The sequence below is a fragment of the Campylobacter canis genome (assembly GCF_045504005.1).
In the GTDB taxonomy this organism is placed as follows: domain Bacteria; phylum Campylobacterota; class Campylobacteria; order Campylobacterales; family Campylobacteraceae; genus Campylobacter_A; species Campylobacter_A canis.
This window is the reverse complement of sequence record NZ_JBJJXH010000007.1, coordinates 1-26,414: the sequence shown is the minus strand read 5'-3', so window position 1 is coordinate 26,414 and position 26,414 is coordinate 1. Positions and strand designations below refer to the sequence as shown.

Genomic DNA, 26,414 nt, shown 5'->3' with positions numbered 1-26,414 from the left:
TCGCCCTATTAGTAAAATTCTGATAAAATCGAGCATTTTTGATAAAACCTAAAAGGATTTGAAGTGAGTTTTTACAACGCAAAAGAGGTTGAAGAAAAATTTTATAAAATTTGGGAAGAGCGCGGATATTTCGAGATTGATGCAAACAAAGATATCCAAAAAGAAGGTCGCAAATTTTGCATTATGATGCCTCCTCCAAATGTAACCGGTTCGCTTCACATAGGACACTCTCTTACCTTTACGCTTCAAGACATAATGACAAGATATAAAAGAATGGACGGATACAAGACGCTTTGGCAGCCGGGACTTGATCACGCAGGCATAGCTACTCAAAACGTCGTTGAAAAGCAACTTTTAGCTCAAGGAATAACAAAAGAGAGCATAGGACGCGAAGAGTTTGTAAATCGTGTATGGCAATGGAAGGAAAAAAGCGGCGGAATGATAGTTCATCAGATGCGCCGCCTTGGAATAACTCCTGCTTGGAGTCGCCAAAGATTTACCATGGATGAGGGGCTTAAAAAAGCCGTTAAAAAAGCCTTTGTAAAGCTTTATGAAAACGGCACGATAGTTCGCGGAAACTACATGATAAACTGGTGTACGCATGACGGAGCGCTTAGCGATATCGAGGTCGAGCACAAAGACAACAAAGGCAAGCTTTATCATATCAGGTATTATTTTGCCGATGAGCCTAGTAAATTTGTAGTAGTCGCTACGACTCGTCCGGAAACTTACTTCGGCGATACAGCCGTAATGGTCAATCCAAACGACGAAAGATATAAGCATTTAATAGGTAAAAAAGTAATCTTGCCTATCATAAACCGCAAGATAGAGATAATTGCCGATGAGCACGTGGATATGGAGTTTGGAACAGGACTTGTTAAAGTTACTCCGGCTCACGATATGAATGACTACGAAGTCGGCAAGCGCCATAATTTGGATTTTATCACATGCTTTGACGAGGCCGGAATCCTAAACGAAGAATGCGCGCACTTTAAGGGTCTTGAGCGCCTTGAAGCAAGAGATGTCATAGTTTCAGAGCTTGAAAAAATCGGCAATATCGAAAAGATTGAAGACTATGAAAATCAAGTAGGCTACTGCTACCGCTGCAAAAATGCCGTAGAGCCTTATATCTCAAAGCAGTGGTTTGTAAAACGCGAGATAGCCGATCAAGCGATTGCAGATGTGGCAAGTGGTCTTGCTAAATTTTATCCTCCGCACTGGATAAATAGCTTTAACGCTTGGATGAGAGAACTTCGCGACTGGTGTATTTCTCGCCAGCTTTGGTGGGGACATCAAATTCCCGTTTTTTATTGCGATGATTGCGGTCATGAGTGGGCTGATGAGGACGAACCGACAGAGTGCAGAAAGTGTAAAAGCAAAAATTTTCATCAAGATCCGGACGTGCTTGATACTTGGTTCTCTAGCGGTCTTTGGCCTTTTAGCACGCTTGGTTGGGGTAACGGCGATGAGCTTAAAGATGAAAAATGGTTTGAAAACGATTTAGCTGAATTTTATCCAAATAACCTTCTTATAACAGGCTTTGACATCTTGTTTTTCTGGGTTGCAAGGATGATGTTTCAGGGGCAAAATGCACTAGGCAAGCTTCCTTTTAGCGATATATACCTGCATGCTTTAGTTAAGGACGAGCAAGGTAGAAAGATGAGTAAAAGCCTTGGAAACGTCATAGATCCGCTTGATAGTATTGAGGAGTATAGTGCGGACATCTTGCGCTTTACGCTTGCCTTGCTTGCAGTTCAAGGGCGAGATATAAAGCTAAGCGACGATAAGATGAAGCTAGTAAGAAATTTCACCAACAAGCTTTATAACGCCAGCAAATACTTGCTGCTAAACGAGAGCAAATTTGAAGATATTCATAAGATAGAGCTTAAAACTAAGCTTGGAATTTATATGGCTAGCCGCTTTAACGAGTGCGTTAAACAGGTGCGCGAAAATATTGATGCTTACCGCTTTAATGACGCTGCAAATGCGCTTTATAAATTCCTTTGGGATGAGTTTTGCGACTGGGGGATCGAGCTTAGCAAAGCCGATAAAAGTAGCGTAAAAGAGCTTGGAAGCGTGTTTAAAGAGGCGATGAGGTTATTAAGTCCTTTTATGCCTTTTATAAGCGAATACCTATATCACGAGCTAAGCGGTACAAATTTAGAAAGCTCTAGCTCGATAATGATCTCGCGCTATCCTGAGATAAAAGAGCAAAATTTAGAAATCGAAGGCATTTTTTCACTGGTAATTGAAGCGATAGTTGCCATAAGACGTGCAAAAGCAACTATCGATCTAGGAAATTCAAAAATTTCAAAAGCCTATATAAAGATAAATAAAGATATAGATCTAAACGACGCGAAAGAATATATTGCCCTACTTTCAAAATGCAAAGAGATAGAATTCTGCACTGAGAAAATAAATGACTCCGTATGCGATGTAAGTGAAAATTTAGAGGTATTTATCTCGCTTGAAGGAGTTGATATGTCGGCAATGATAAGTAGATTAACCGCGCAGAAAAACAAGCTTGAAAAAGAGATAATTAAGCTTTCAAACATGCTTAATAACGAAAAATTTGTGGCAAATGCTCCTGCTGATGTCATAGAGACAAACAAAGCCGGTCTTGCAAGCGCAAAAGAGCAGTTTGAAAAAGTAGAAGCTGAGCTTAAAAAATTCAGCAAATAAATTTTTAGGAAGGAGAAGGAATGCAATATTTTGGAATAGGCGGTTTTTCTTTAGGTACATTGATAGCGGTCGCACTCTCTTGGGGTGCAAACAAAAGTATTTTATGGGCTATAATTCATGGATTTTTTAGCTGGTTTTATGTGATATATCATCTGCTAATTAAAAATAAAAGATAATAACCGTAGAAAGGATGAACATGAAGGGTTTAGGATTTGGTGGATTTACACTAGGAACAGTCGTTGCGGTAGCTCTATCATGGGGCGCAAACAAAAGCATTTTGTGGGCGATTATACATGGATTTCTTAGTTGGTTTTATGTAATTTATTATTTTCTATTTAAATAATAAGGCACGCAAACCTAATGATAGAAATTTCAAATTTAATCAAATACTATGGCGATACAAGAGTCATAGATGATGTTAGTTTTACGGTAAATGAGAGCGAAATTTTCGCACTTGTCGGACATAGCGGAGCGGGTAAATCCACCCTGCTTCGCTGCATAAACGGACTTGAGAGCTACAAAAGCGGCTCTGTTAAAGTATATGGCAAAGAAATAAAAGATATCAGCGCAAATGAGCTTAGACATTTTAGGAAAGATGTCGGTATGATATTTCAGCATTTTGCCCTGATGGCTAGAAAAAACGTATTTGAAAACGTCGCAACTCCGCTTGAATTTTGGAAATATCCAAAAAGCGAAATTCAAAAAAGAGTAAGCGAACTTCTTGAACTCGTAGGACTAAGCAACAAAGCAAAAAGTTATCCAAGCGAACTAAGCGGCGGTCAAAAGCAGCGCGTAGCCATAGCAAGAGCGCTTGCCTTAAATCCTAAAATTTTATTGAGCGACGAGGCGACTTCGGCCCTTGATCCAAATACGACAAATTCGATTCTCGAGCTTTTAAAGAAGATAAATCGCGAGTTAAAAATAAGCATAGTTATCGTTACTCACGAGATGGAAGTGGTAAAATCAACCGCGCATAGAGCGATCCTTCTAGAACATGGCAAAATCATAGGCTCAGGAAGCATCGAAGATCTATTTTTAAAGCCGGATGAGAAGATGAAGGAATTTTTAGGAGAGGTTGAAATTTTACCTCAAAGTGGTGTTAATATACGCTTGTTTTTTCCAAAAGAAGTAGCGCAAAAAAGCATCATAACTCATATGGCGCGAACACTAAATGTTGATTTTAACATCGTTTGGGGCAAGCTTGAAAAGCTAAACGAAAACGTCCTTGGCTCGCTTGTGATAAACATAGATAAAGAAGACGAGCAAAAAGTGCTAGAGTATATCAAGCAAAGTGGCGTTTTATGGGAGGTGGCGTAATGTTTGGGATAGATTTTTCTAAATTTCTAAGCGTGTTTGAGCGAATTTTACTTCCTGCGATAAATGAGACGCTTTATATGAGCTTGGTTTCCACGCTGCTTGCATTTGCAGTTGGGCTTATCCCTGCGGTGCTTTTGGTGCTTAGCGATAAAGATGGACTTGAGCCGAACAAAAAGCTATATTTCGTGCTTGACATACTTGTAAATACGCTTAGAAGCTTTCCTTTTATAATACTCATAATAGTTCTTTTTCCGCTAACCAAAATGATAGTGGGAACAAGTATAGGCACTACGGCTGCGATAGTTCCATTAACTATAGGTGCTGCTCCTTTTATCGCAAGGCTCATTGAAAGCGCACTAAAAGAGGTTGATAGAGGCATAATTGAAGCCGCAAAGAGCTTTGGAGCCTCAAATTCGCAGATAATATTTAAGATAATGTTCGTTGAAGCGCTTCCCGGCATAATATCTGCCATAACCCTTACCTTGATAGTTATTGTCGGCTTTTCGGCAATGGCGGGAGCAGTAGGCGGAGGCGGTCTTGGAGCGGTTGCGATCAACTACGGATATCAGCGCTTTAGACCTGATATCATGCTTTACACCGTAGTTATCTTAATCATAATGGTTCAAATTTTCCAGTCAATCGGAAATTTACTCTACAAAATAACAAAAAAGTAGCATTTTGTGCTACTTTTATTTTTTTTTAAATATTTTTTATCTACAATCTCAAAATTATTTTAAAAGAAAGGATTGAAATGAAATCAGATATGTGCGAAATGTGTCGTTGTGTAAAATTTAAGTCGTCGAAAGACTAACGCTAAGCACAAATTTCTTTTTAAGTGCTTAGTTCAAGCTAAACATTTAAAAAGAAATTTAATAAGCTTCTCGCCTATACTATCCTTTTAAATGAATTAGCTGTATTTAAAATTTAAAGGATAAAAAATGAAATTTTCTAAAATTCTACTTGGTGCACTACTTGCAGTAACTTTAAGCTCAGCCGATAAAGCTAAAACAATCATAGTTGGCGCTACACCTGTTCCTCACGCAGAAATTCTTGAAGCTACCAAACCTCTACTTGAAAAAGAAGGCTTTAAGCTTGAAATAAAAGAGTTTAACGACTACACGATCCCAAATTTAGCAACCGAAGACGGCGATCTTGACGCAAATTTCTTCCAGCATTTGCCTTACTTAAACGAATTTAATAAAAACAAAGGCACTCATCTGGTTAAAACAGTAGGTGTTCATCTTGAGCCAATGGGAGTTTATTCGGCTAAGATAAAAGATCTAAACGAGCTAAAAAATGGCGACACCGTAGCGATACCAAATGATCCTACAAACGAAAGCCGCGCACTAGACGTGCTTGCAAGCGCAGGACTTATCAAACTAAACGATAATCCACTTAAAACTCCACTTGATATCGTGGAAAATCCTAAAAATCTAAAATTTAGCGAGATCGAAGCGGCGCAAATTCCAAGAACGCTTGGAGATGTAACTATAGCTGTTATCAACACAAACTACGCTCTAAACGCCAAGCTAAACCCGTCAAAAGACGCACTTGCTCTTGAGAGCACAGAAAGTCCTTATACAAACTACGTGGTAGTAAAAGCTGGCAATGAAAATAGCTCTAAAACAAAAGCTTTGAATAAAGCCATAAATTCAGATGAAATTAGAAGCTTTATAAAGAGCAAATACGAAGGTGCTATACTTCCGTCATTTTAATTTACTTTTGGAGGGTTCGCCCTCCTTTGCTTTTACACAAAAGCTTTTAAAAATTTGTGATAAAAGAGATAATTCGTTACTTTACCCCAAAAAACATAGCCACAGATCAAGGCAATCTTGATGCAAATTCATTCCAACCTTTGCCGTATTTTGATGAGTAAAATAAAAACCGAGGCTTAAATTTGGTTAAACCGTAGGCGTTCATATTGAACAGATGGGCTTTTACTGCAAAAACATCAAATGTCTAAAAAATTCGAAAGTCGCTATCACATACGATTCTAGCAACGGCAACATAGTGCTTAGAATTATCGATAAAATGGCATTATGAAGATATATAAAAAAGCTACTCAAGCCACTTTACACGATATTGTGAAAAATCCTAAAAACCTAAAATTTATAGAGCTTAAAGAGGTGCAAATCCCGCGCTTGTTTAACGATGTGGATTTACCGCCGATAAGCACAAATTTCGTGCTTGATATAGATATGACCCCCTGTCAAAAGTCACTCTTATCATATAAGATACCGATAGTCCAATAACGAGAAAAGTAGCGATAAAGCAAAAGCACTTAATACTGCCCTAACAAACCCTCAAGCGAAAGAATTTATAATCAAACGCTATCAAGGCGCGATATTGCCTGTGTTTTAAATAAAAAGACCTACCAAGTCTCTTTTGCAATAAAGTTTTAAATCAAATTTCACTACAATCTCTCTTTAAATTTAAATTATAAAGGGCTTTTTTGCTTAACGATATTATAAATTTCATAGTTCAGACAGTTAGCGACTGGGGATATATTGGGATATTTTGCATGATGTTTTTGGAAAGTTCGTTTTTTCCATTTCCTAGCGAGATAGTTATGATACCTGCGGGATATCTTGCAAGCAAAGGCGAAATGAACATCATTATAGCATTTTTAGCAGGCACAGGAGGCTCTTTAGGAGGAGCTGTGTTTAACTACTACTTGTGTTATTTTTTCGGAAGAGGTCTGATAGAAAAATACGGCAAATTTGTAGGAATTACAGAAGAAAAAATGCAAAAATTTGAAAATTTCTTTAATAAGCACGGTGAAATTTCTACATTTAATTGCAGGCTAATCCCGGGAATTCGTCAATACATCAGTCTTCCTGCAGGACTTGCCAAGATGAATCTGCTTAAATTTTCTCTATATACGACACTAGGTGCTGGAATTTGGGTGGCGATTTTGCTTACGTTAGGGTATTATCTAGGGGACAATAAAGAAATAATTTCGCAATATTTAACCCAGATAACATTTATTTTGCTTAGTCTAGTACTGATTCTTGCTTTAATATACATAGCTTATTTAAAACGTTTTAAATAAGGTTAAAATATTTTTAGTTATAATGAATAACTATTTTAAAAGGCTAATATCTTGAGAGAAAGATTTGAATATTTTTTAGCAATAATACTTATCTGGCTATCTAAAATTTTGCCCGAAAATATTATGCTCAAAACACTAAAATGTATTTCTATTTTTATATTTCAGATTATACCTTCAAGAAGGAAAATGGCGATCTCAAATTTAAAATTAGCGTACCCGGAACTAACAGATAAAAAAATTTACGAAATAGCAAAAAAAAACTATCAAAATTTAGCAATAGTTATAAACGAAATACTTCTGATTTATAATAACAAAAAAAAACTAAAAGACTTTCTAGAAAACCCTCAAGAAGCATTAGATGTTGTTAATAATCTTTCTAGAAACAATACAAAACCGATACTCTTCACGACCGCTCATTTCGGAAACTGGGAAGTTTTAGCTCATTATTTTGGATCTATAGGGTTTAAATTAATGATCGTTGGCCGAGAAGGAAATAATACTTTAATTGAAAAGAATATCACCATTCCATTTAGGCAAAAATTTGGCAATCAGGTAGCAAACAAAGACAATGCAATGATAAAAATGGTAAAATTTTTAAAAGAAAATCACAATATAGGTCTGCTTATTGATCAAAAAGCTGGTAATGTAAATTCTGTAATAACTAAATTTTTTAACAGAGAATGCAAAACATCAAAAACCATTGGATCATTAAAGTTAAAATTTAATCCTATAATCATCCCAATATTTGCATTAAGACAACCTAATGGCAAATATAAAATAGTAGTGAAAAATTTTGAATTTAAACCTACAGGAGATAAAAACACTGATATATTAAGTATAACTCAAGGTATAAATAATATTTTTGAGGAAGTTGTTAGAATAGATCCAGCTCAGTGGTTCTGGATGCATAATCGTTGGAAAATAGATTGAAAACGCTCATAATAAGTGATGGCAGAATAGGTCATCAAAGTCAAAGCGAAGCTTTTTGTATATTAAAAGGCTTAAAGTATGAAATTATATTAATTTCATATAAAAGCAAAATATTAAAGCTTTTATCATATATTCTTGATTTTGCGGGAATTTATATTCAGATTTTTAATTATCAAAAGCCAAAATTAAAAAACTACGATTTAATTATATCAGCAGGCTCAACCACATATTATGCAAATAAATTTTTTGCAAAAAAATTTAAGGCTAAAAATATATCAATGATGTATCCAAAAGGCTTTAGAGACAATTTTACTATTATTTTTTCTACTTATCATAACCAACAAAAAGACAAGCAAAGCATCATTAAACTTCCTGTTAATATAAATTATTTGAAAAAGACAAATTACTATCAACCAAAAGCAAAGTCAATAGGATTTATTATAGGGGGCAACAACAAAAGCTTTACAATGGACGAATCTGTAGTTGATTTAATAAATCTTATAAAAAATAAATTTAAAGAGTATGAATTCTTAATAACAACGTCACCAAGGACTCCGCAAAAAGTACAAGATGCTCTTTTGTATGATGATTTTGATTTTTTTGTAAATTATAGCCAAGATCAAATAAATCCCATATATGACTTTCTAAAACATTGTGAATTTGTATTTATAACACAAGATTCTGTGTCCATGATAAGCGAAAGCGTTTCAAATCTAAATGCCAGTGTCGTTGTAATACCTCTTAAAAAAAAAGATAAATACAATAAATTTGACAATTTCATAAATACACTAGAAAATAAAAATTTAATTCAAATATACAAAGAAAATATTATTTTTAAAAAAACAAAAAAATTAGACTTAAAAGAAATAATATCAAAGGTTAAGCTTTGAGGGTAGTTCAAATTTTACCTGAGCTAAATGAAGGTGGAGTTGAGCGAGGGACAATAGAACTGGCCAAAGAATTTGATAAAAACAATATAGAGTCGTTTATTATAAGTGGTGGTGGAAATTTACTAAACCAACTTAAAAATAGCAAAACAAAGCATATACGATGCAATGTCTTTAGCAAAAATATTTTAACTTTTATACCTAGAGTATTTATTCTTAGAAGAATACTACGAGACATATCTCCGGATATCGTTCATGTTAGAAGTCGATTTCCTGCATGGATTTTATATTTTGCAAAACATAATTTAAATTTTAAAATAGTAAGTACTGTTCATGGACTAAATTCCCCAAATTGCTATAGTAAAATAATGACAAAGGCCGACAGGATAATATGCGTAAGCAACTATGTTAAAAATCATGTCATTAAACACTTTAAAACTCCCACTTCAAAAATAAAAGTGATTTTTAGAGGGGTGGATTTATCAAACTTTGATCCTAAAGCACTTCCAGACAAGTATACTATTAGAGAAAATTTTGGATACAAAAAAGATGATTTTATAATTGCTTGCGTAGGCAGGATCTCTCAAACTAAAAATATACAAACACTAATAAAGGCTGTTAGTATTATTAAGAGAACACACCCCAATATAAAAGCATTAATTGTAGGAAGTGTACATAAAAAACGTAAAAAATATTTTGAAATGCTTCTCAATATAAGAAAAGAGCTAAAAGTTGAACAAAATGTAATATTCACTGGAAACGTTAACAACATATCTCAAATTTATAAGCTTTGCGATGTCATAATCAGTCCATCAATAAAACCAGAGAGTTTTGGAAGAAGCATAGCTGAAGCTATATCCATAAACACTCCTGTTGTAGCAAGTAATCACGGGGGTGTAAAAGATATAATAATAGAAAATACAAATGGTTATTTTTTTGAGCCTACAGATGAAAATGAATTAGCAAAAAAAATACTAAAAGCAAAAGGTCTAAAATTTGATGGCTTTAATTATATATCAAAAACTTTTAACTTAGCAAATATGAGCAAAGATACTATAGAGCTATACAAGGAAATTCTAAGTGAATAATTTTAAATTTCAAGTAAAAAAAATTGGCTGTTATCTCAAAACAAAATCTACTTTTGAGTTGGTGTTTATATTTACGCTTTTTATTTGGTGCACGTCTATACCATTTGATAATGCAATATATCAAATAGGTTGGGTTTTACTAAATTTATTATTTATAACACATATTGTATATTACAGGAGCTGGCATATTATTAAGGATATTTTAACATCCATAAAACCTATAGTGTTTTTATTTTCAGGGCTTTGTCTCGTGATGATAGCTTCAAACTTATTAAACCATAGTATTTTAAGTCCAAAATCTTGGCATCATACTATTTACTTTGTACTTAGATTTGCCTTTGTATTTTTAGCTCTTTGCTATTTTTACAAATTATCTTTTTTTAGAGACTCTGATTTAATATACTTTTTTATATTCGGCATTTGTATTCTTGCTGCAGGAGGATTGTTTCAATTGATATACAAATATCAATACATTATCTTTAACAGTCATTCCGGATATGGTCTAACAGGAGTTCTTAGAAACAGAAACGGCTTTGGTCTTATATCAGGAATAGGTCTTGTTACGATATTAGTGTTCTTGAAAGATAGCTTGCTCAAAAATATTTTGCTATTAATTTTTGTTACTTTGGTAGCATTCTCTTTTTCTCGCTCATCATGGGTGGCAAGTATAGTAGCCATATCTTTTTACTATCTAATTAATTTAAAAACTGTCACAAAAAATCATATAATTTTAGTTATAATTATATTATCTACAATCATGATTTTTTATTTATTATCGGATAGTCTACAACATAGATTTTCTCAGCTTATTGAAGGTAATTCCAGCCATAGGCTTGGTATATGGAGCTATACGTTTAGCAAAATTATAGAGCAGCCATTTTTTGGATACGGGCTAGATAGCTTTCAATATCTACCAAATGCTCCATTTTTAACTAACCCAAATTATTCAGCTCCACATAATATGATTATGGAAATCCTTTTTAGCACAGGGATTGTCGGTTTTATATTTTTTACAACCATAAATTTATATATATTATTAACTATACTTAAAAATAAAAATTATAAAATAATGATAATGTTTTTTTATATATATGTAGTTTGCCAATTTGATTTTGGAATTTTTAGCTCAAAAGAACTTCTAAGCTATGTTACTATTTTTAGTTTTTTGGCAATGAAAGACAAGGCAGTAGTTTGATATATTTTATAGTTTGTTTAATTTTTATTTTTTTTGCGATATTTTCCATACGTTTTAAATGGTGGAAAAAGGATATTGACTTAGCATATCCAAGAGTACTAATGTACCATATGATAAGTGAACATTTAGATGAAAAAGAGTCAAAATTCAATAGATTGAGAGTAAAACCAAAACAGTTTGAAAAACATCTTATTTGGTTGAAAAAAAATGGTTTTACAAGCTATTTTTTGAGTGAAATTTCAAGCAACTTACCTAAAAAATCAATAATTTTAACTTTTGATGACGGATATAAAGATAACCTTATAAATGCTTTGCCTTTACTAAAAAAATACGGCTTTAAAGCAACCATTTTTATTGTCGTAGACAGGTTGAATAACAACTGGGCAAAAGATAGAGACAGTGGGGAAAGTAGCAATGAACTGAACAAAGAGATAATGCTGTCTAACAATGATGTAAGAGAACTTTTAAAGAGTGGTATTATAGAGATTGGTTCTCACACAATAACACATGCTAATTTGCCAAATCTAGACGAGGAAGAATTAGATTTTGAATTAGGTGAATCAAAAAGACTTATAGAAAACACTTTTTGTATAGAATGTAAAAGTTTTGCCTATCCGTTTGGGTTTTTGAATGATAAATGCGTTAAAATAGCCAAAAAATACTATCATTTTGCAACTACAACACATAACGATGTATATAAAAGTAGCTATTCAAATCATGAAATACCAAGAATATTAATAAGTGGAAGAAGCGGCATATTAAGCTTTATGCTTAAAATAAAAAAAGGACGAGCAAGATGAAAATCTGCTATATTTCTTGTTCTACTATTTTTGGAGGAGTTGAAAATATTATAATAAAAACACTAAACGCCCTTTGTTTAAAACACGAAGTAGCCTTAGTGGTTCCAAAAGGCTGTGAGTATACATATAAACTTAATTGTCAAATTAAAGTGTATGAATATAAAAGTTTTGATAAAAGATACAACCCTTTTTTGTATTTAGAAATATACAAAATAGTTTCTAAATACGATTTAATACATACACACGGAGCCAAAGCAAGTCAAATATTTTACATTATCAATAAATTTATAAATAAAAAATTTGTTGCTACAAAACATAACATCAGAAAAGGTAAAATTTTTAACAAGATACAAAACGTCATTAGTGTCTCTAAAGAAGTAGCAAATACCATAGGACAAAAAAGCAAAGTATTGTATTTTGGTATAGAAAAGGTAGATATCCAACCAAAAAAACTTACTGAAAAATTTAGCATAGTTGCCATTGGAAGACTTGATTACATCAAAGGCTTTGACGAACTAATAAAAGCCTCATCAAAATTAAATTTTGATTTTAGGTTATTTATAATAGGAAGAGGAAAAGAAGAAAATAATTTAAAACAACTTATAACTGATCTTGAATTAAACGATAAAGTCACCATTCTGGGTTTTAGAACTGATATATTAGAAATCTTAAAAGGAGCGAACCTGCAAGTTATCTCGTCAAGAAGCGAAGGGTTGCCAAATACTTTAATTGAAGGCATTTTTTATTCAAATGTCTTGATTGCAACAAGGGTTGGCGGTATAAGTGAGGTATTAAACTCCAAATTCCTCTTTAGTCCAAATAAAGAAGATTGTGCAAAAAAAATAATTGAAGTAAAAGAAAATTATGATAAATTTAACAAAGAGTTTGCTTTGTTTGTAAATAATGAACGACATAAGTTTAGTTTTAGTAGCTACTTGAATAATTTATTAAATTATTATGAGAATTTAAAATGAGTCTTAAAATAATACATTGTGCAATATTTAACGAATATGATAATGGCAACTTTTTTTACGGAATGGAAAGGAAGATATCTCACGGTCTTATACAAAACGGACACTTTGTATATGATTTTAGTTATAGAGACTGGGAAAGAAGCTTGAGATTTTGCAATATAAAAAATAGCGGTCTTAAAAAAATGAATGAAAAACTTATTGAAATTTGCATAAACATAAAACCAGATCTATTGCTTATGGGAAAAGCGGAAAAAATAACAACAAATACCATAGAAAAAATAAAGAAAAAGCTTCCTGGTTTAAAAGTAGCACAGTGGTACGTAGATCACCTGCAAGAAATTCCTCAATTTTTCGAAAATTTAAAAGAGATTGAAGTGTTTTTTTATCCAAATGCTATTAATTTAGAAGAGCTTAGCAAAATTTACCATAATACTAAATTTGCATTTATTCCAAATATATCAGACTCTACGCTAGATAAAAAATACGACTTAAGAAAAGAGACGGATATCATATATATAGCACGTGACTATAAAGAAGATATAAGATATAAATTTGCAACCTTGTTGGATAAATTTTGCAAAGAGAACAACATAAAATGCAAAATTTATGCAAGTCTTGGTAATAAGCCCGTATTTGGAGATGATTTTTTTCAAGAAATAGCAAAAGCAAAGATAGCTATTAATTTTAACAGAGATGATAAGTTAGAAGCGGATCATTCTAATAAATTTCTAGGAGCAAGCGATAGAATGGCTCAATTTATGGGGGCAGGTATTTGCACATTTAGTCCCAGGATAAATGGATTTGAAAGATTTTTTGAGGACGGTAAAGAGATAGTATATTTTGACAATCCAAATGATTGTTTTAATAAAATAAAAGACTATTTAACCAATGACAAATTTATTGAAATAGCACAAAGAGGAAGAGGGAAAGCTTTAGAAATAGCTAATGCAAAAAGAGTGAGTAAATTTATGATAGAGACTATATATAATAAAAGTTTTAGTGAAAACTACGAATGGAAAGATATTATTTATAAAAATGGAGAGACAGTATGAAAATTTTACATACTCTTCATTGGGTTCAATTTGCAGGAACCGAAAAAGTCTGCACGGATCTTTGTAATGAGATGTCTAGAAAACATGATGTATATATTTTAAGTAAATCAGAAATTCAAAAATACCTAGAGCAAGAAAAAGTAACACTGATTGAGTTTGATTTTGAAAAAAATAGATACAACCCTATTTTTTTATTGCAAACAGCTAAAATTTTAAAAAAAATAAAACCGGATATAATTCATTGTCACAATACAAAAGAACTTGAGATAATGAAATATGCTCAGTTATTTTTAGACTACAAAATACCGCTTGTCGTGACTAGGCATAATGCTGAATTTAAAAAGAACAACTCTTATGCAGATATCGGAGTGGCTGTCTCTACCGAGACAATGGAGTACATGAATTCCAAAAAAAATATATTAATTACAAATGGGGTCGCGACAAAAACACCGCACAAAATAGAACTTGGTAAAAATTTTAACATTTTAGCAGTCGGAAGATTGGCTAAAGTTAAAGGATTCGATCTACTTTTAAAAGCATTATCGAAAGTTAATTTTGATTTTAATCTTATTATATTAGGTGAAGGTAATGAAAAAAACAACTTGGAAAAACTTGCAAAAGATTTAAACATATCAAACAAAGTCGAATTTAAAGGTTTTCAAGAAAATGTTGCAGACTACGTTTATTCAACAGATTTACAGGTTATCGCTTCAGAAACGGAAGGTCTTTCAATATCTCTTATAGAGGCTATTTTATATGCAAAGCTTCTAGTAGCTTCAGATATTTCAAACCATAAGGATATAATAGGAAAAGAGCTTGTATTTCGGCGTGATGAAAATACACTTGCAGAAAAATTAAACAATGTGCATGAAAACTATGATAAATTTATGGAAATATTTAGTCAAATAAAAGAAAAAAAAGAGCAATTTAGCATAACGACTATGACTCAAAAATATATACAAGCCTATAAGAGTTTATTAAAATGATTTGGTTATTTTATCTGCTTTTAATAAGCCTAGCAGCAGTATCTCTTAGGTATAATTGGTGGAGAATACCGATATCTTATAATCATCCAAGAATATTAATGTATCATAGCATAAACGAACATAAAAACGAAAAATTTGATAAATGGAGAGTAGCTCCGAAAGATTTTGAAAAACATATATCTTGGCTTAAAAAAAATGGATTTAACAGCTATACTATAAGCGAATTATTGAGTCTAAAAACACTACCGAAAAAAGCAGTTTGTATAACATTTGACGATGGCTTTATGGATAATTATAAAAATGCTTATCCGATACTAAAAAAATATGGATTTAAGGCTACAATTTACATTGTTCCAAATCAAATAAATAATCACTGGGATCAAAAAAATACATCTTTTCTATCTTGTATGCTTAACAATGAACAAATAATACAAATGTGCGATATTGTAGAATTTGGATCGCATACAATGTCACACATAAATTTAGAAAAACTAGAGATCAAAGAAGTTGTTGATGAGTTAAAAAACTCAAAAAAAGCAGTAGAAAAAATTACAAAAATAGAGTGTAATTCATTTGCTTATCCATACGGAAAATATAACTTTGCATTATCAAAAATTTGTATGGAAGCAGGATATAAAAACGCAGTAACCGTAAAACGAGGAGTTTATAAAAAAGGCGATGACAAATTTGAAATAAAACGTATAGGTATATTAGGAACTGAAAGTTTTATTGATTTTTGGTTAAAAATTACTAGAGTTAGGAATAAATTATGATCAGTGCTTCGGTGTATATTATATGTAAAAATGAAGAAGGGCATATAAATAGGGTTTTACAAAGCGTTAAAGACTTTGAGGAAATTATCATCCTGGACAGTGGAAGTAGTGATAATACATTAGAAATAGCCAGAAGATATACTGATAAAATTTATCATAGAAATTTTACAAACTATGCAGATCAAAAAGAGTATGCAAAAAACCTATGCTCTAAGGAGTGGGTTTTAAATTTGGATGCCGATGAGGAATTATCGTCGGAATTAAAAAAAGAAATAGAACAAACCATAAAAGACAATAATATAGATGCGCTGAACATTAAAATTTCTAGTATGTATTTAGGCTCATTCAATAAATATGGCAGGTTTATTCAAAGAATAAGATTTTTTAAAAAAAATATGGGATACTATCCAGATAAGCTTGTTCATGAAAGCATAAAATTTAATGGAAGAATCAAGAATAGTAAAAATTTTATATACGATTACGGCAGCAATAAAATCAAATCTCATATCAATAAAATAAATAATTACTCATCTTTAAGAGCAATAGAAAAATTTCATAAAAATAAAAAATCATCTGTGTTAAAACTTTTCTTTTTATTCCCGATAACTTTTTTTAAATCTTATTTTATAAGAAGAAATTTTTTAAACGGAAAAAGAGGTTTAATAGTTTCTACAAATTTGGCTTTCTATGCTTTCTTAAAAGAAGCAAAACTGTATGAGCTTGAAATAAGTTAATTCTATAGAAATTTAAAAACAAATATAACCAACTTGTTTTTAAATTTCTTTTAACAAAAGAAGGTTTTCTAAGAAATCTTCTTTTGCTTTGGTCTAAAGACCTTCATTGCATTTTCATCGGTTTGTATATATCCGCCCTCTATAAGGTCTATACAATAAGGAATCGCAGGAAATATCGGCTCTAAACACTCACGAATGGCCTTTGGATTGCCCGGCAAATTTACTATCAGGCTGTTTTTACGAATTCCTGCGGTTTGACGTGATAAAATGGCCGTAGGGACGTACTTTAAGCTTGCGGTTCTCATAAGCTCGCCAAAGCCAGGCATCATCTTTTCACAAACAGCCTCAGTCGCCTCAGGAGTTACATCCCGAAGCGCAGGACCCGTGCCACCTGTTGTTAGTATGAGATCGCATTTTAAGTTATCGCTCATATTTATGAGTCTTTCTTTGATTAAATCAAACTCATCGGGAATCACCTCATACACATACTCACATTCACTTGTTATCCAGCCATCTAAGACCTCTTTTATCGCGGGTCCTGATAAATCCTCGTAAGTACCGTCGCTAGCTCTATCGCTAAGCGTTAAAATTCCTATTTTTATCTTCATAAAATTTACTCCGTTTTTAAAATATGTGCGATTTTAGCATATTATTGCAAATCATTCATAAGAGCTTTGTATTATATTTTTAATACTCGCCTTGTCTATACTTTCATTTGCTAGTATGTATTCGCAAATTATTTCCGTTTGATCCTTCATACCGCGTAAAAATTCCGATATCTCACCGTAAGCCTCTTGAAGTATAGCCTCAACATCGGCAGGATTTGGCACAAGGGTTTTGCCCATGCCGTATTCAAAGACCATATTTTGAGCGATCTCTTTTGCTTTTGCTATGTCGCTATGCGCATTTGAAAACACATCATCCCTACTCTCTTTTAGCGCACTCATACCGGCTAAGCATACCTTTATGCGAGAAAGCATTTGAGTCTTAGACTCTATCTCTCGCTCGGCAGCTCTGAAGTGATCTTCCACAAGCGAAATTTTTTCAAATTCAACCCCGAACCAATAAGCACTTAGAGCCTTTGCGCTCTGATAAAGAGCTTGAATTTTCTTCTCTTCGTCGCTATAGCTAAGCACTCGTTTTTTACCAAGCAAGACTTTATTAAGCACACTTTCAAAATCACTCATATCTATTGTGCCTTTGTTGTTCCTAAGTGCGTTTATGGCAGCTTCATTGACCAAAGTGGCAAGCGCGGCTCCTGAAAATCCGACACTTATCTTAGCGATATCCTCAGGCGATACGCTAGAGCTTTTATCTTTCAGATACGATTTTAAAATTTCAACTCTGTCTGAAAAATCAGGCATCGATAGATAAATTCTCCTATCAAATCTGCCCGAGCGAAGCAATGCCTCATCTATCATCTCGATCCTATTTGTTGCAGCTATCACTATGACGCCCGAGTTATCCTCAAAGCCGTCCATTTCGGTAAGAAGCTGATTTAGCGTAGCCTCGCGCTCATCGTTTCTACTTCCTCCGCGCACTTTACCCACCGCATCTATCTCGTCGATAAAGATTATCGAAGGTGCGTAAGCCTTAGCCTTTAAAAACAGCTCTCTAACCCTTTTTGCGCCCATTCCTACGTAAATTTGCACAAACGCCGCACCGCTTTGGTAAAAAAACGGTACGTTAGCCTCTCCAGCTACGGCCTTTGCCACAAGCGTCTTACCGACTCCGGGAGGCCCTATCATAAGCACACCTTTTGGCATTTTAATACCGAATTTTTTATATTTAATAGGATTTTTTAAGAAATCCACTATCTCGCTAAGCTCAAATTTTACGTCTTTTATGCCCGCTACATCGCTAAAGCTTACGTTTGAAATAGCAGGCATCACCGAGCTTGCAAAGATATTTTCAGAATCATAAACATTAACTTTTTCGCTATTTTTGCTTTCGTTTTTTTGTCTTAGCTTAAATCTTGTATAAAAAAACAGCGCGCCGTAACCAAGCCCGATAAGAAAAATGATCGCTAAAATTTCTTGCACGATAGGGTACTCTTTATCTATACTTACGGGCACTTTTTGAACCAATTTATTCATATCGATTCCATCTTTAACGATAGAGTATTTGTGTCCGCCGCTGGTCGTTATGATTATCTCATCTTGCGCTACCATGGCTTTTTTAATCAAATTTCCGTCAAGTAATTGCTCGTAACTTTCATATATTAGGCTTTTAGGTCGGTTATTTAAGACCACATTAAGCATCAAGATAGCCAGTATTAAGGCTAGAGCTAAGATGATTCCCTTTTTGCTAAGTTTAAATTTGCGCATAGTTTGCCTCGCTTTTGATCTCATACTCATCTAATACCACCCACTCTTTTTGTATATCTTTTTCAGTTTTTATCTTCGCTTTGTTATAAAACTGATCAAATCCTTCATAAAATTCACCGTTTTTCTGTTCAACTAAGATATTTAAAGCTGTCTTATTATCACTTCTAAATTTCAAATTATTTTGCGCCACTATCTCTTGGAGAATTTTCATCCTCTTTTTTGCCACATCTCCGCTCACATCGATCTTCATAGTTGCTGAGTGAGTGTTGTTTCTTGGTGAATAAGCAAAGCAGTGCAAGTGAGTGAGTGGAAATTTTTTAAAATTTTCTAGCGCTTCGGTCCAAATTTGCTCGCTCTCTCCCGGATGTCCTACGATAAAATCAGTCCCAAGAGCAAATCCAAGCTCCGCTAGTTCTAAAAACAGCTCAATATCCTTAAGCGCTCTGTTTCTGCGCCTCATTATCTTAAGCATATCTTCGCTTGTATGCTGAAGCGCGATATGAAGGTGTCTTTCTAACCAACTTTCTTTTAAAATTTCTCTAAAGCTCTCATCTATCTGGCTTGGCTCGATACTTCCAAGGCGAATTCGCTTTATGCCGTTTATGCTCCCAAGCCTATGAAGTAGCTTTCCAAGCGATGAGCCCGTATCCTTGCCGTAGCTGCCGATATTAGTTCCTGTTAAAACCAGCTCGTTATAGCCGTTTGAAGCTAAAATTTTAGCCTCTTTTAGTATGCTTTCTTCATCCATACTTCTTGCTTTGCCACGTACCGAGGGGATAATGCAGTAGCTACAGATGAAGTCGCATCCTTCTTGAATTTTGATAAAAGCCTTAGTGTGATTTTCATAGTTTGTAACGATATTTTTATCGATACTTTCTAAATTTCCAAGCTCAAAAAACGGGTTTTTAAATTTTAAGAGCGAATTTATGTCTTCTTTTTTACTAGCCCCTATTACACCAAAAACAGAGCTTTTATCAAAAAGCTCCCTGCCCTTACTAACCGCACCGCATCCTGTAAGTATCACCCTTGCGCCACGTTTTTTAACGCTGTTTATATAGCTTCTAGTGCCGCTATCTGCGCTGTTTGTAACGGTGCATGAGTTTATCACTACGATATCGGCTTCGTTTTCGTTGTTTGTGATATCGTAGTCTTTTATGTAGCTTTTCATAAGCTCGGTGTCGTAGATATTTGTGCGACATCCAAAGGTTTTAAAGTAAATTTTCTCTCTCATAAACTTACTTCTTCGCTATTTTCTATCGGTTTTTTCTCTGCCGCCTGCACACGCTTATCCATATAAAGAGTCTGAGTAGGATATGCTATCACGATATCGTCTTCCGCCGCAAAACTTTCGATGATCTCGGCACTTATCGTGCTTCTAAGAGTTAGCGTAGCAAAGGAATTTGTCATATACCAAACAGAAATTTTCATACCGTGAGGCTCAATCAGAGAAAAAATTCTAGGCTCCACGTTTGGATTTTTAATACTGTATTGATTTCTCAGCTTGCTCATCTGCTTTTTGGCGATATCGGTGTAGCCTTTGGAGTATTTGCGCACGATATTTTTCATGATATACATTGCTTTTTTATGGTTTGAGTCAAAACTAAGCGTGATATCTATACCGTCCCAAACCGTCTTCATGCCTTGGTGTGAAAAATTGGCTATAAGATCGGTAAATATATAGTTGTTTGGCACGAAGATGATACGACCTGCACGGCGATTAAACATATAAGTATTCAGAGTTACATCTTCATAAATCGTCATTCTTAAAAGCGAGATATCTATGATGTCGCCTACGAAATTTTCACCGTCCTTTCGCACCTTGATACGATCTCCTACGTGAAAACTACCGCCAAAAACGATAACCGTCCAGCCAAGCATGCTCATAAACATATCTTTCATAGCAATAGCGATACCCGCCGAGGCAAAACCAAGCACGGTAACCAGATAAGTTACGTTTTCGATATAGGCAAAAAGCAAGATAACGATAACAAGAGTGATATTTACCAAATTTATAAATTTGTTCGCCGTATATAAGCGCTCGTTGTCGGCTATAGTCTTTTTGGTGATAAATTTAAATAAAAACGAAAGAACTATGATAATAACTAATAAAATTGCAATATTAAGAGCCTTTATAGCCTGAGCCTTTATATCCTCGCTTGCTCTATCCATAGCCTCGCTAACTCTTTTTTCATAGACGCTATAAGTGGTTTGAGCTATATCTCTAGCAGCGTTAAATTCAACTATCTCTTGCCTAAGCTCGATAAGATCGCTCTTAAATTTTTCATCATCGTTCAGTCTTACGATATTTGATAAAATTTCCTCTTTTTTATTAAGTTCGGTTATGATCTTATCAAGTCCAGTTAAGCGCTCTTTATACTCGTCCTTTTCACTTCTAAGCTGCTTTATGTAAGAAAATCCCGAGATAACAGCCACGGGATTTGTGATCTTTTGTAAATTTTCTATCTCTGGAGCCGTGATCATACTCGAAAATGGCGCTTTTTCAAATTCTTTTAAAAGCTCTATCTGCTCTCTTAGCGTGTTCTGTTTTTTTTGCAGTTCAAGCATCTTTTCGCTGTTTGATTTAGGCACTTTTTTTAAATTAGCCTCAACCTCTGTAAGCTCGGCTGTGAGCTTTTGAAAGGTATTGTAGTTTGAGTATCTTGTTATCCAGATATTGCCCGATAACTGCTCGTCGATAGAAGTAAGTGCAGTTCTTAAATCAAGCAAAGCGGCCTCTTTAGTAGAGTTATAATCCTGCGCCACTTCATTTGCACCAAAAGCAAACAAGCAAAAAACCAAAGATACAAGCAACTTTTTCATCTGAACTCGCTTAAAATTTCCATTACGATATCCTTGTTGATATCTTTTCTTATCTCATATCCGCCAATTCCCTTTGGTAAAATAAATTTGATAGCTGAATTTTCGCTCTTCTTATCAAGGAAAAACGCTTCATAAAAGCTATCCGCATTAGCTATGCTATATCTTGTCGGAAGGTTAAATTTAAGTAGCAAATTTTCAACTCTGTCTTTTTCTTCTAAGCTTAAAAGCCCGATTCTAACGGCTAAAGCATTAGCCATATTCATACCGATGGCTACGGCTTCACCGTGTAAAAATTTCTTATACTCAGTCTCGTTTTCTATCACGTGAGCAAAGGTGTGTCCGTAGTTTAGCACCGCTCTTACGCCCTTTTCAAGCTCATCGGCTTCAACGGCTTTAGCTTTTAAAAGGACGCTTTTATATATAAGCTGCTGCAAATTAGCTTCATCTTGCAAATTTGCGCCCTCAAGCCACTCAAACATATCTTTATCAAACATCACAGCCATCTTTATGGCTTCTGCTACTCCTGCCGCAAATTCGCGCTTTGGAAGCGTTTTTAGAAATTTACTCTCGCAATAAACGGCTCGCGGTTGATAAAACGAGCCGATTAGGTTTTTGCCGAATTTATTATTAACCCCTGTTTTTCCGCCTACGCTTGCATCAACTTGAGCTAGAAGCGTGGTAGGGATGTTTATAAACTTAATCCCTCTTTGATAAATACTTGCCGCAAATCCCGCCATATCGCTTATCACGCCGCCACCAAAAGCTATGATAACGCTACTTCTATCAAGCTTGCTGGTAAAAAGCTCTTCTAAAATTTGCTCTATAGTGCCTAGGTTTTTATACTCTTCGCCATCCGGCACGCTTATTATAAATTTTTCTTTGCATTCTAAATTTTCAAGCAAGCCATTAAGGTGCAATCCTGCGACTTTCGGATTGGTTATAACGGCTACTTTAGTATCAATTTTAAGCTCTCTTAGCTCATTTATAAAAACAGTGTAGTTTCTTGATTCGTCTTTTAAATTTATATCGATTTTCACGCTTTGCCTTAATATTTTATTAACTCTATTTTATCTAAATTTCCTAGTTTATCGGTATAAAAATTTGAATATTGTCGCTTAATTTACCATAAAGCCTGTTCATATCGTTTGAAAAAATAGCAAAAATATCCCTCCTGCTCATCTTTTTAGAAAAAGATATAAACTGAAGCAGATTTTTTTCATTTGAAAGTTTTACGAGCGGATTTTCGCTTTTATCGTTTATGATTTCAACTTTTTTGCCGAAAATTTTAGACAAATTTTCAAAGTGCTCGACGATACTTTGATCATCGTTTGAATTCATAGTATCAAAGTGATATAGCGTGATATCCACATCAAGTTGCGAGCAACAATCAAGTATCACCGAAGAGTGGCTCTCCATATCCTCGCTTCCGCTTAAGATAACACCCTTTTTAAGTTGGCTTAAATTCCCGACTCCTATCTTCATAACAGGCTTTTTGATATCAAACAACAGCTTTTTGTTGGCTTTAAAAAATTTATTATCGGTTATCACAAGCCCTATATCAAATGCTAAAATATCAGACTTTATCACACCAGCCGAGCATGAGAAATAATCAAAAGATATGATTATGGAGCTATCTTCAAGCTCTTTTAGCCTCTCGTAGACAGGATTCATCGTCGGATTTATCACTTTTATATACAAGCGACGATTATTTAGACGCTCATTTAGCGCTATACTCTCGTCAATCAGCCTCATGCACTCGCCTTGACTCATGTGTTTCATATCCAAAAGAGTATATAAATTTAACCCAAACGGACTAGGAAACTGCCCTTTTTCACGCTTTATGCTTTTAAATACGCTTAAAAGCACGCTTGGTTCACCCACTATCAGCAAGGTATCGTTTGGCAAGATCATCAAATTTGGACGCGCTATCATAAAATTTGATCCGCGATAAACCATAGCGATACGCCATTTTTTCTGCTGCACGGAGCCTATGTGGCGATACATGAAAGAGCTTCCCACGGGAACTTTGACCTCCATTATCTCGCCTTCGCCAAGACCTATATTGTCGGCAATCACTGGCATATCCGGAAGATAGTCCATAAGCCTAATTGTCATTATATTTCGTCCGTCAAGTAGCGTCAAATGCTTATCTTGGCTTATTTCATTATCGTCATTAAGCCCCCACGTATCAAAGATAAGCATATCGGTTTTTTTGCTTATTTGACGTAAATTTCTATAAACGCTAAGAGCTTCAAATTTATCCTCAAGCACTATCAAAAACTGGCTAAAATACCCGTCAGCTGCGCGTTTTAATCTATCAAGACTGGTTGGATCAAAGTTATAAAATGAAAAATTTTCTATCTTAAGCCCGCTAGGCACGATGCCCTCTTTGTGGGTTATGATACTGTAGTGATGCGAACTGTTCTTGGTTACAAACAATCTTTCTAAGAAATGTTTTGCTACAATTCCATCTGCAATTATCAAAATATTTTTCATAACAACTCCAAAATTTAAAAAGGACATTATAGCAAAATGACTTTTAGTATAGATAAAACGGACGGCAACGCACGCGCAGGCACTTTAACCACCGCTCATTCGACCATACAAACCCCTGTTTTTATGCCTGTAGGAACGGTTGGCGCCGTTAAGAGTTTAGACGCAAAAGATATGATGGAAATTTTAGACGCCAAGATCATTTTAGGAAACACATATCACTTATATCTACGCCCTACGAGCAAGGTTGTAAAAGAATTTGGCGGACTTCATGGATTTAGCAAATTTAACCGCTCTTTTTTAACCGATAGCGGCGGCTTTCAGGCGTTTTCTCTTAGCAAAATTTCAAAACCGGATGAGCACGGAATCCACTTTAAAAGCCATATAGACGGCAGCTCTCACTATTTTACGCCAAAAAGCGTGCTTGATACGCAGTATGATCTAAACTCGGACATCATGATGATACTTGATGATCTTATCGCCCTACCGGCCGAGCCTAAACGCGTCGAGCTTAGTATAAGAAGGACGATAAATTGGGCTAAAGAGGCTATTGATTATCATAAATTCAAACAAACTAATGGGGCAGGACTAACGCAAAATATATTTGGTATCATCCAAGGCGGGACGGACTATGAAGCGCGTAAATTTTGCGCCCAAGCGCTTTGCGAGATGGAATTTGACGGACTTGCGATAGGCGGCTTAAGCGTAGGAGAGAGCAACCAGCAGATGTATGATACGGTCGAGGGAGTTATGCCTTATATAGACGCAAATCGCCCGCGATATCTAATGGGAGTTGGAACGCCTGAAGATTTGGTAGAAAACGTAGAGCGTGGAGTTGATATGTTTGACTGCGTAATGCCGACCAGAAATGCGCGAAACGGAACTTTATTTACAAGCTTTGGCAAGATAAATATCAAATCGGCCAAATTTATAAACGACCACGCACCAATAGATCCAGAGTGCTCATGCTATACCTGCCAAAACTACTCGCGCGGCTACTTAAATCACCTCTACAAAGCGCGCGAACTTACATTTTTCCGCTTAGCAAGTCTGCATAACTTGCACTACTATCTAAATTTGATGAAGCAGATGAGAGAAGCGATATTGCAAGGTAAATTTAGCGAATTTAAAAGAAATTTCTACAATAAAAGAAACTAAAATTTTACACAAAAATCAAATTTGTTTTATTGATTAATTGTAATTTAATATTATATAAATAAAATATTAACTCCAATAAAATAATTTACAAAAATATAAAAAGGAGTTTATGGTGTTGAGGAAAATTTCAAGCAAGATAGCTGTCTGTATATTTTTATTATTGTCGGTAGTGTTTTTTATAATGGCAATTATAAATTACAGTAAGACAAAAGACGTTCTTTTAGATGTCACACACGGTTCTAAGGAGTCGACGGCTCTTGCGAGTAGTATATTTGTGGATGAGTATATGAGCTCAAGGATAAAAGCTGTAGAGGATGCGGTAAGTTATCTTGAGCACAACCATGAATTACTTTTTGGAGATAGGTCAAATTTGATAAAAGACCTTGCTAATGTAACTACTTTTATGAACTTGGAGGAGTTTTTTATAGGCTTTGCAAATGACGGCGAAATGGCTACCATATCATTAACCGAAGATAGAAAGAAGCCTAAAGTGGCTGTTTTTAATATGCAAAATAAGCAATACGATGCAAGAACTCGCGGCTGGTATAAGACCGCCGTTGCAAAAGGAGGGCTTGCATTTACAGCTCCTTATGTAACCAAATCAAAAGGCTTGCTCGTAATGAGTGCCGTAAAACCTGTTGTAGTAAATGGAAAAGTAGTTGCGGTACTTGGAATGGATATGCTTATAGATGAGCTTGCAAAATCACTCGGCGGGATAAAAGATAGTCCTAGCGGAGTTGTGTTTATCATAGACATGAGCGCAAAAACCATGGTTTATCATCCAGACAGAAAGCTTGTGGTTGAAAAAGATGAAAATAGCGCAAAAGTAGTAGAAAGTTTTATAAACTACTACAATCAACATAACGGCAAAACATTTTCATATAACATAGACGGCAATGAAAAATTAGCCGCTTGCAGTATGTATGACACTTTAAATTGGTTGGTTTGCTCTACGAATTCGGTTTCTGATTATGATGATACATTGAAAACAATTTTATTTGAACAGACGATATTTTTTACCTTTTTTATAATAATCATTGTTACCGTCCTGATATTCATCGTCTCTCGCTTCCTCAAACCCCTCAACCTAATCTCAACAGGACTAATATCCTTCTTTAAATTCCTAAACCATGAGATAAAAGAGCC

Annotated in this window: 26 protein-coding genes; 20 read left to right on the top strand and 6 right to left on the bottom strand. The window is 34.5% G+C overall.

The features are described from left to right. Nucleotides 1-63: 63 nt before the first annotated feature. The 18 genes from ACHJH3_RS07965 to ACHJH3_RS07880 all read left to right on the top strand — a co-directional run bounded on the left by ACHJH3_RS07965 (nt 64) and on the right by ACHJH3_RS07880 (nt 16,470). Entirely contained in the window at nt 64-2,682 is a 2,619-nt protein-coding gene (locus ACHJH3_RS07965; protein ID WP_407064360.1) for a valine--tRNA ligase, read from the top strand. Between the two features lie 20 nt (nt 2,683-2,702). After that, nucleotides 2,703-2,858 carry a hypothetical protein gene (locus tag ACHJH3_RS07960; protein WP_169940971.1) on the top strand — a complete coding sequence of 52 codons (156 nt, stop codon included), beginning with the start codon at nt 2,703-2,705 and terminating at the stop codon, nt 2,856-2,858. A 20-nt stretch (nt 2,859-2,878) separates the two neighbouring features. Further along, on the top strand, nt 2,879-3,025 hold the full coding sequence (locus tag ACHJH3_RS07955; protein ID WP_169974737.1) for a hypothetical protein: 147 nt from the start codon (nt 2,879-2,881) through the stop codon (nt 3,023-3,025). 17 nt (nt 3,026-3,042) lie between these two features. Further along, nucleotides 3,043-3,999, top strand: coding sequence for a methionine ABC transporter ATP-binding protein (locus tag ACHJH3_RS07950; protein ID WP_407064359.1), 957 nt, complete (start codon nt 3,043-3,045; stop codon nt 3,997-3,999). Further along, nucleotides 3,999-4,673 carry a methionine ABC transporter permease gene (locus ACHJH3_RS07945; RefSeq protein WP_407064358.1) on the top strand — a complete coding sequence of 225 codons (675 nt, stop codon included), beginning with the start codon at nt 3,999-4,001 and terminating at the stop codon, nt 4,671-4,673. The genes ACHJH3_RS07950 and ACHJH3_RS07945 overlap by 1 nt, the downstream gene beginning before the upstream one ends. A gap of 264 nt (nt 4,674-4,937) precedes the next feature. Next, a complete protein-coding gene (locus ACHJH3_RS07940) occupies nt 4,938-5,714 on the top strand; it encodes a MetQ/NlpA family ABC transporter substrate-binding protein (protein ID WP_407064357.1) in 777 nt (258 codons plus the stop codon). 324 nt (nt 5,715-6,038) lie between these two features. After that, a complete protein-coding gene (locus ACHJH3_RS07935; protein ID WP_407064356.1) occupies nt 6,039-6,251 on the top strand; it encodes a MetQ/NlpA family ABC transporter substrate-binding protein in 213 nt (70 codons plus the stop codon). Nucleotides 6,252-6,451: 200 nt separating this feature from the next. Beyond that, nucleotides 6,452-7,051 (top strand): DedA family protein, encoded by a 600-nt coding sequence (locus tag ACHJH3_RS07930; protein WP_407064355.1) that lies wholly within the window; start codon nt 6,452-6,454, stop codon nt 7,049-7,051. 51 nt (nt 7,052-7,102) lie between these two features. Beyond that, complete coding sequence (locus ACHJH3_RS07925) at nt 7,103-7,981, top strand: lysophospholipid acyltransferase family protein (protein WP_407064354.1); 879 nt, start codon at nt 7,103-7,105, stop codon at nt 7,979-7,981. Then, nucleotides 7,978-8,871 carry an ELM1/GtrOC1 family putative glycosyltransferase gene (locus tag ACHJH3_RS07920; RefSeq protein WP_407064353.1) on the top strand — a complete coding sequence of 298 codons (894 nt, stop codon included), beginning with the start codon at nt 7,978-7,980 and terminating at the stop codon, nt 8,869-8,871. The genes ACHJH3_RS07925 and ACHJH3_RS07920 overlap by 4 nt, the downstream gene beginning before the upstream one ends. After that, nucleotides 8,868-9,956: a glycosyltransferase family 4 protein gene (locus tag ACHJH3_RS07915; protein WP_407064352.1), complete on the top strand. Its 1,089-nt coding sequence runs from the start codon at nt 8,868-8,870 to the stop codon at nt 9,954-9,956. The genes ACHJH3_RS07920 and ACHJH3_RS07915 overlap by 4 nt, the downstream gene beginning before the upstream one ends. After that, on the top strand, nt 9,949-11,151 hold the full coding sequence (locus tag ACHJH3_RS07910) for an O-antigen ligase family protein (protein WP_407064351.1): 1,203 nt from the start codon (nt 9,949-9,951) through the stop codon (nt 11,149-11,151). The genes ACHJH3_RS07915 and ACHJH3_RS07910 overlap by 8 nt, the downstream gene beginning before the upstream one ends. Continuing rightward, on the top strand, nt 11,148-11,951 hold the full coding sequence (locus ACHJH3_RS07905; protein WP_407064350.1) for a polysaccharide deacetylase family protein: 804 nt from the start codon (nt 11,148-11,150) through the stop codon (nt 11,949-11,951). Before ACHJH3_RS07910 ends, ACHJH3_RS07905 begins: the two co-directional genes overlap by 4 nt. Beyond that, entirely contained in the window at nt 11,948-12,925 is a 978-nt protein-coding gene (locus tag ACHJH3_RS07900) for a glycosyltransferase (RefSeq protein ID WP_407064349.1), read from the top strand. Before ACHJH3_RS07905 ends, ACHJH3_RS07900 begins: the two co-directional genes overlap by 4 nt. Continuing rightward, nucleotides 12,922-13,977 carry a glycosyltransferase family protein gene (locus ACHJH3_RS07895; RefSeq protein ID WP_407064348.1) on the top strand — a complete coding sequence of 352 codons (1,056 nt, stop codon included), beginning with the start codon at nt 12,922-12,924 and terminating at the stop codon, nt 13,975-13,977. Before ACHJH3_RS07900 ends, ACHJH3_RS07895 begins: the two co-directional genes overlap by 4 nt. Beyond that, nucleotides 13,974-14,963: a glycosyltransferase gene (locus ACHJH3_RS07890; protein ID WP_407064347.1), complete on the top strand. Its 990-nt coding sequence runs from the start codon at nt 13,974-13,976 to the stop codon at nt 14,961-14,963. Before ACHJH3_RS07895 ends, ACHJH3_RS07890 begins: the two co-directional genes overlap by 4 nt. Continuing rightward, nucleotides 14,960-15,736 carry a polysaccharide deacetylase family protein gene (locus ACHJH3_RS07885; protein WP_407064346.1) on the top strand — a complete coding sequence of 259 codons (777 nt, stop codon included), beginning with the start codon at nt 14,960-14,962 and terminating at the stop codon, nt 15,734-15,736. Before ACHJH3_RS07890 ends, ACHJH3_RS07885 begins: the two co-directional genes overlap by 4 nt. Continuing rightward, nucleotides 15,733-16,470: a glycosyltransferase family 2 protein gene (locus tag ACHJH3_RS07880; protein ID WP_407064345.1), complete on the top strand. Its 738-nt coding sequence runs from the start codon at nt 15,733-15,735 to the stop codon at nt 16,468-16,470. Before ACHJH3_RS07885 ends, ACHJH3_RS07880 begins: the two co-directional genes overlap by 4 nt. 68 nt (nt 16,471-16,538) lie before the next feature. On the opposite strand, the gene mog is transcribed toward ACHJH3_RS07880, so the two are convergent. From mog to ACHJH3_RS07850, 6 genes are read right to left on the bottom strand one after another with little or no spacing between them, the layout of a single operon-like run. Further along, nucleotides 16,539-17,078 (bottom strand): molybdopterin adenylyltransferase, encoded by a 540-nt coding sequence (mog, locus tag ACHJH3_RS07875; RefSeq protein WP_407064344.1) that lies wholly within the window; start codon nt 17,076-17,078, stop codon nt 16,539-16,541. 51 nt (nt 17,079-17,129) lie between these two features. Continuing rightward, the gene (locus ACHJH3_RS07870) at nt 17,130-18,797 is read right to left on the bottom strand and encodes an AAA family ATPase (protein ID WP_407064343.1); all 1,668 of its coding nucleotides are present in this window, start codon (nt 18,795-18,797) and stop codon (nt 17,130-17,132) included. Then, the gene (gene mtaB / locus ACHJH3_RS07865; RefSeq protein WP_407064342.1) at nt 18,784-20,028 is read right to left on the bottom strand and encodes a tRNA (N(6)-L-threonylcarbamoyladenosine(37)-C(2))-methylthiotransferase MtaB; all 1,245 of its coding nucleotides are present in this window, start codon (nt 20,026-20,028) and stop codon (nt 18,784-18,786) included. Before mtaB ends, ACHJH3_RS07870 begins: the two co-directional genes overlap by 14 nt. After that, nucleotides 20,025-21,617 (bottom strand): mechanosensitive ion channel domain-containing protein, encoded by a 1,593-nt coding sequence (locus ACHJH3_RS07860; RefSeq protein WP_407064341.1) that lies wholly within the window; start codon nt 21,615-21,617, stop codon nt 20,025-20,027. The genes mtaB and ACHJH3_RS07860 overlap by 4 nt, the downstream gene beginning before the upstream one ends. Continuing rightward, a complete protein-coding gene (gene aroB / locus ACHJH3_RS07855; RefSeq protein WP_407064340.1) occupies nt 21,614-22,654 on the bottom strand; it encodes a 3-dehydroquinate synthase in 1,041 nt (346 codons plus the stop codon). Before aroB ends, ACHJH3_RS07860 begins: the two co-directional genes overlap by 4 nt. Nucleotides 22,655-22,697: 43 nt before the next feature. Continuing rightward, nucleotides 22,698-24,113 (bottom strand): COG3400 family protein, encoded by a 1,416-nt coding sequence (locus tag ACHJH3_RS07850; protein WP_407064339.1) that lies wholly within the window; start codon nt 24,111-24,113, stop codon nt 22,698-22,700. 36 nt (nt 24,114-24,149) lie between these two features. Here ACHJH3_RS07850 and tgt point away from each other — a divergent pair, with 36 nt between their 5' ends. Beyond that, nucleotides 24,150-25,268: a tRNA guanosine(34) transglycosylase Tgt gene (gene tgt, locus ACHJH3_RS07845; protein WP_407064338.1), complete on the top strand. Its 1,119-nt coding sequence runs from the start codon at nt 24,150-24,152 to the stop codon at nt 25,266-25,268. A gap of 112 nt (nt 25,269-25,380) precedes the next feature. Continuing rightward, nucleotides 25,381-26,414: cache domain-containing protein (locus tag ACHJH3_RS07840; protein ID WP_407064337.1), on the top strand; the 1,034-nt coding region annotated here is incomplete at its 3' end.

What these genes read in the sequence shown, in the direction of transcription:
- ACHJH3_RS07960 (WP_169940971.1), top strand. Translation starts at nt 2,703, where the DNA reads ATGCAATATTTTGGAATAGGCGGTTTTTCTTTAGGTACATTGATAGCG.
- ACHJH3_RS07955 (WP_169974737.1), top strand. Translation starts at nt 2,879, where the DNA reads ATGAAGGGTTTAGGATTTGGTGGATTTACACTAGGAACAGTCGTTGCG.
- ACHJH3_RS07950 (WP_407064359.1), top strand. Translation starts at nt 3,043, where the DNA reads ATGATAGAAATTTCAAATTTAATCAAATACTATGGCGATACAAGAGTC.
- ACHJH3_RS07945 (WP_407064358.1), top strand. Translation starts at nt 3,999, where the DNA reads ATGTTTGGGATAGATTTTTCTAAATTTCTAAGCGTGTTTGAGCGAATT.
- ACHJH3_RS07940 (WP_407064357.1), top strand. Translation starts at nt 4,938, where the DNA reads ATGAAATTTTCTAAAATTCTACTTGGTGCACTACTTGCAGTAACTTTA.
- ACHJH3_RS07935 (WP_407064356.1), top strand. Translation starts at nt 6,039, where the DNA reads ATGAAGATATATAAAAAAGCTACTCAAGCCACTTTACACGATATTGTG.
- ACHJH3_RS07900 (WP_407064349.1), top strand. Translation starts at nt 11,948, where the DNA reads ATGAAAATCTGCTATATTTCTTGTTCTACTATTTTTGGAGGAGTTGAA.
- ACHJH3_RS07895 (WP_407064348.1), top strand. Translation starts at nt 12,922, where the DNA reads ATGAGTCTTAAAATAATACATTGTGCAATATTTAACGAATATGATAAT.
- ACHJH3_RS07890 (WP_407064347.1), top strand. Translation starts at nt 13,974, where the DNA reads ATGAAAATTTTACATACTCTTCATTGGGTTCAATTTGCAGGAACCGAA.
- ACHJH3_RS07885 (WP_407064346.1), top strand. Translation starts at nt 14,960, where the DNA reads ATGATTTGGTTATTTTATCTGCTTTTAATAAGCCTAGCAGCAGTATCT.
- ACHJH3_RS07880 (WP_407064345.1), top strand. Translation starts at nt 15,733, where the DNA reads ATGATCAGTGCTTCGGTGTATATTATATGTAAAAATGAAGAAGGGCAT.
- mog (WP_407064344.1), bottom strand. Translation starts at nt 17,078, where the DNA reads ATGAAGATAAAAATAGGAATTTTAACGCTTAGCGATAGAGCTAGCGAC.
- ACHJH3_RS07870 (WP_407064343.1), bottom strand. Translation starts at nt 18,797, where the DNA reads ATGCGCAAATTTAAACTTAGCAAAAAGGGAATCATCTTAGCTCTAGCC.
- mtaB (WP_407064342.1), bottom strand. Translation starts at nt 20,028, where the DNA reads ATGAGAGAGAAAATTTACTTTAAAACCTTTGGATGTCGCACAAATATC.
- ACHJH3_RS07860 (WP_407064341.1), bottom strand. Translation starts at nt 21,617, where the DNA reads ATGAAAAAGTTGCTTGTATCTTTGGTTTTTTGCTTGTTTGCTTTTGGT.
- ACHJH3_RS07850 (WP_407064339.1), bottom strand. Translation starts at nt 24,113, where the DNA reads ATGAAAAATATTTTGATAATTGCAGATGGAATTGTAGCAAAACATTTC.
- tgt (WP_407064338.1), top strand. Translation starts at nt 24,150, where the DNA reads ATGACTTTTAGTATAGATAAAACGGACGGCAACGCACGCGCAGGCACT.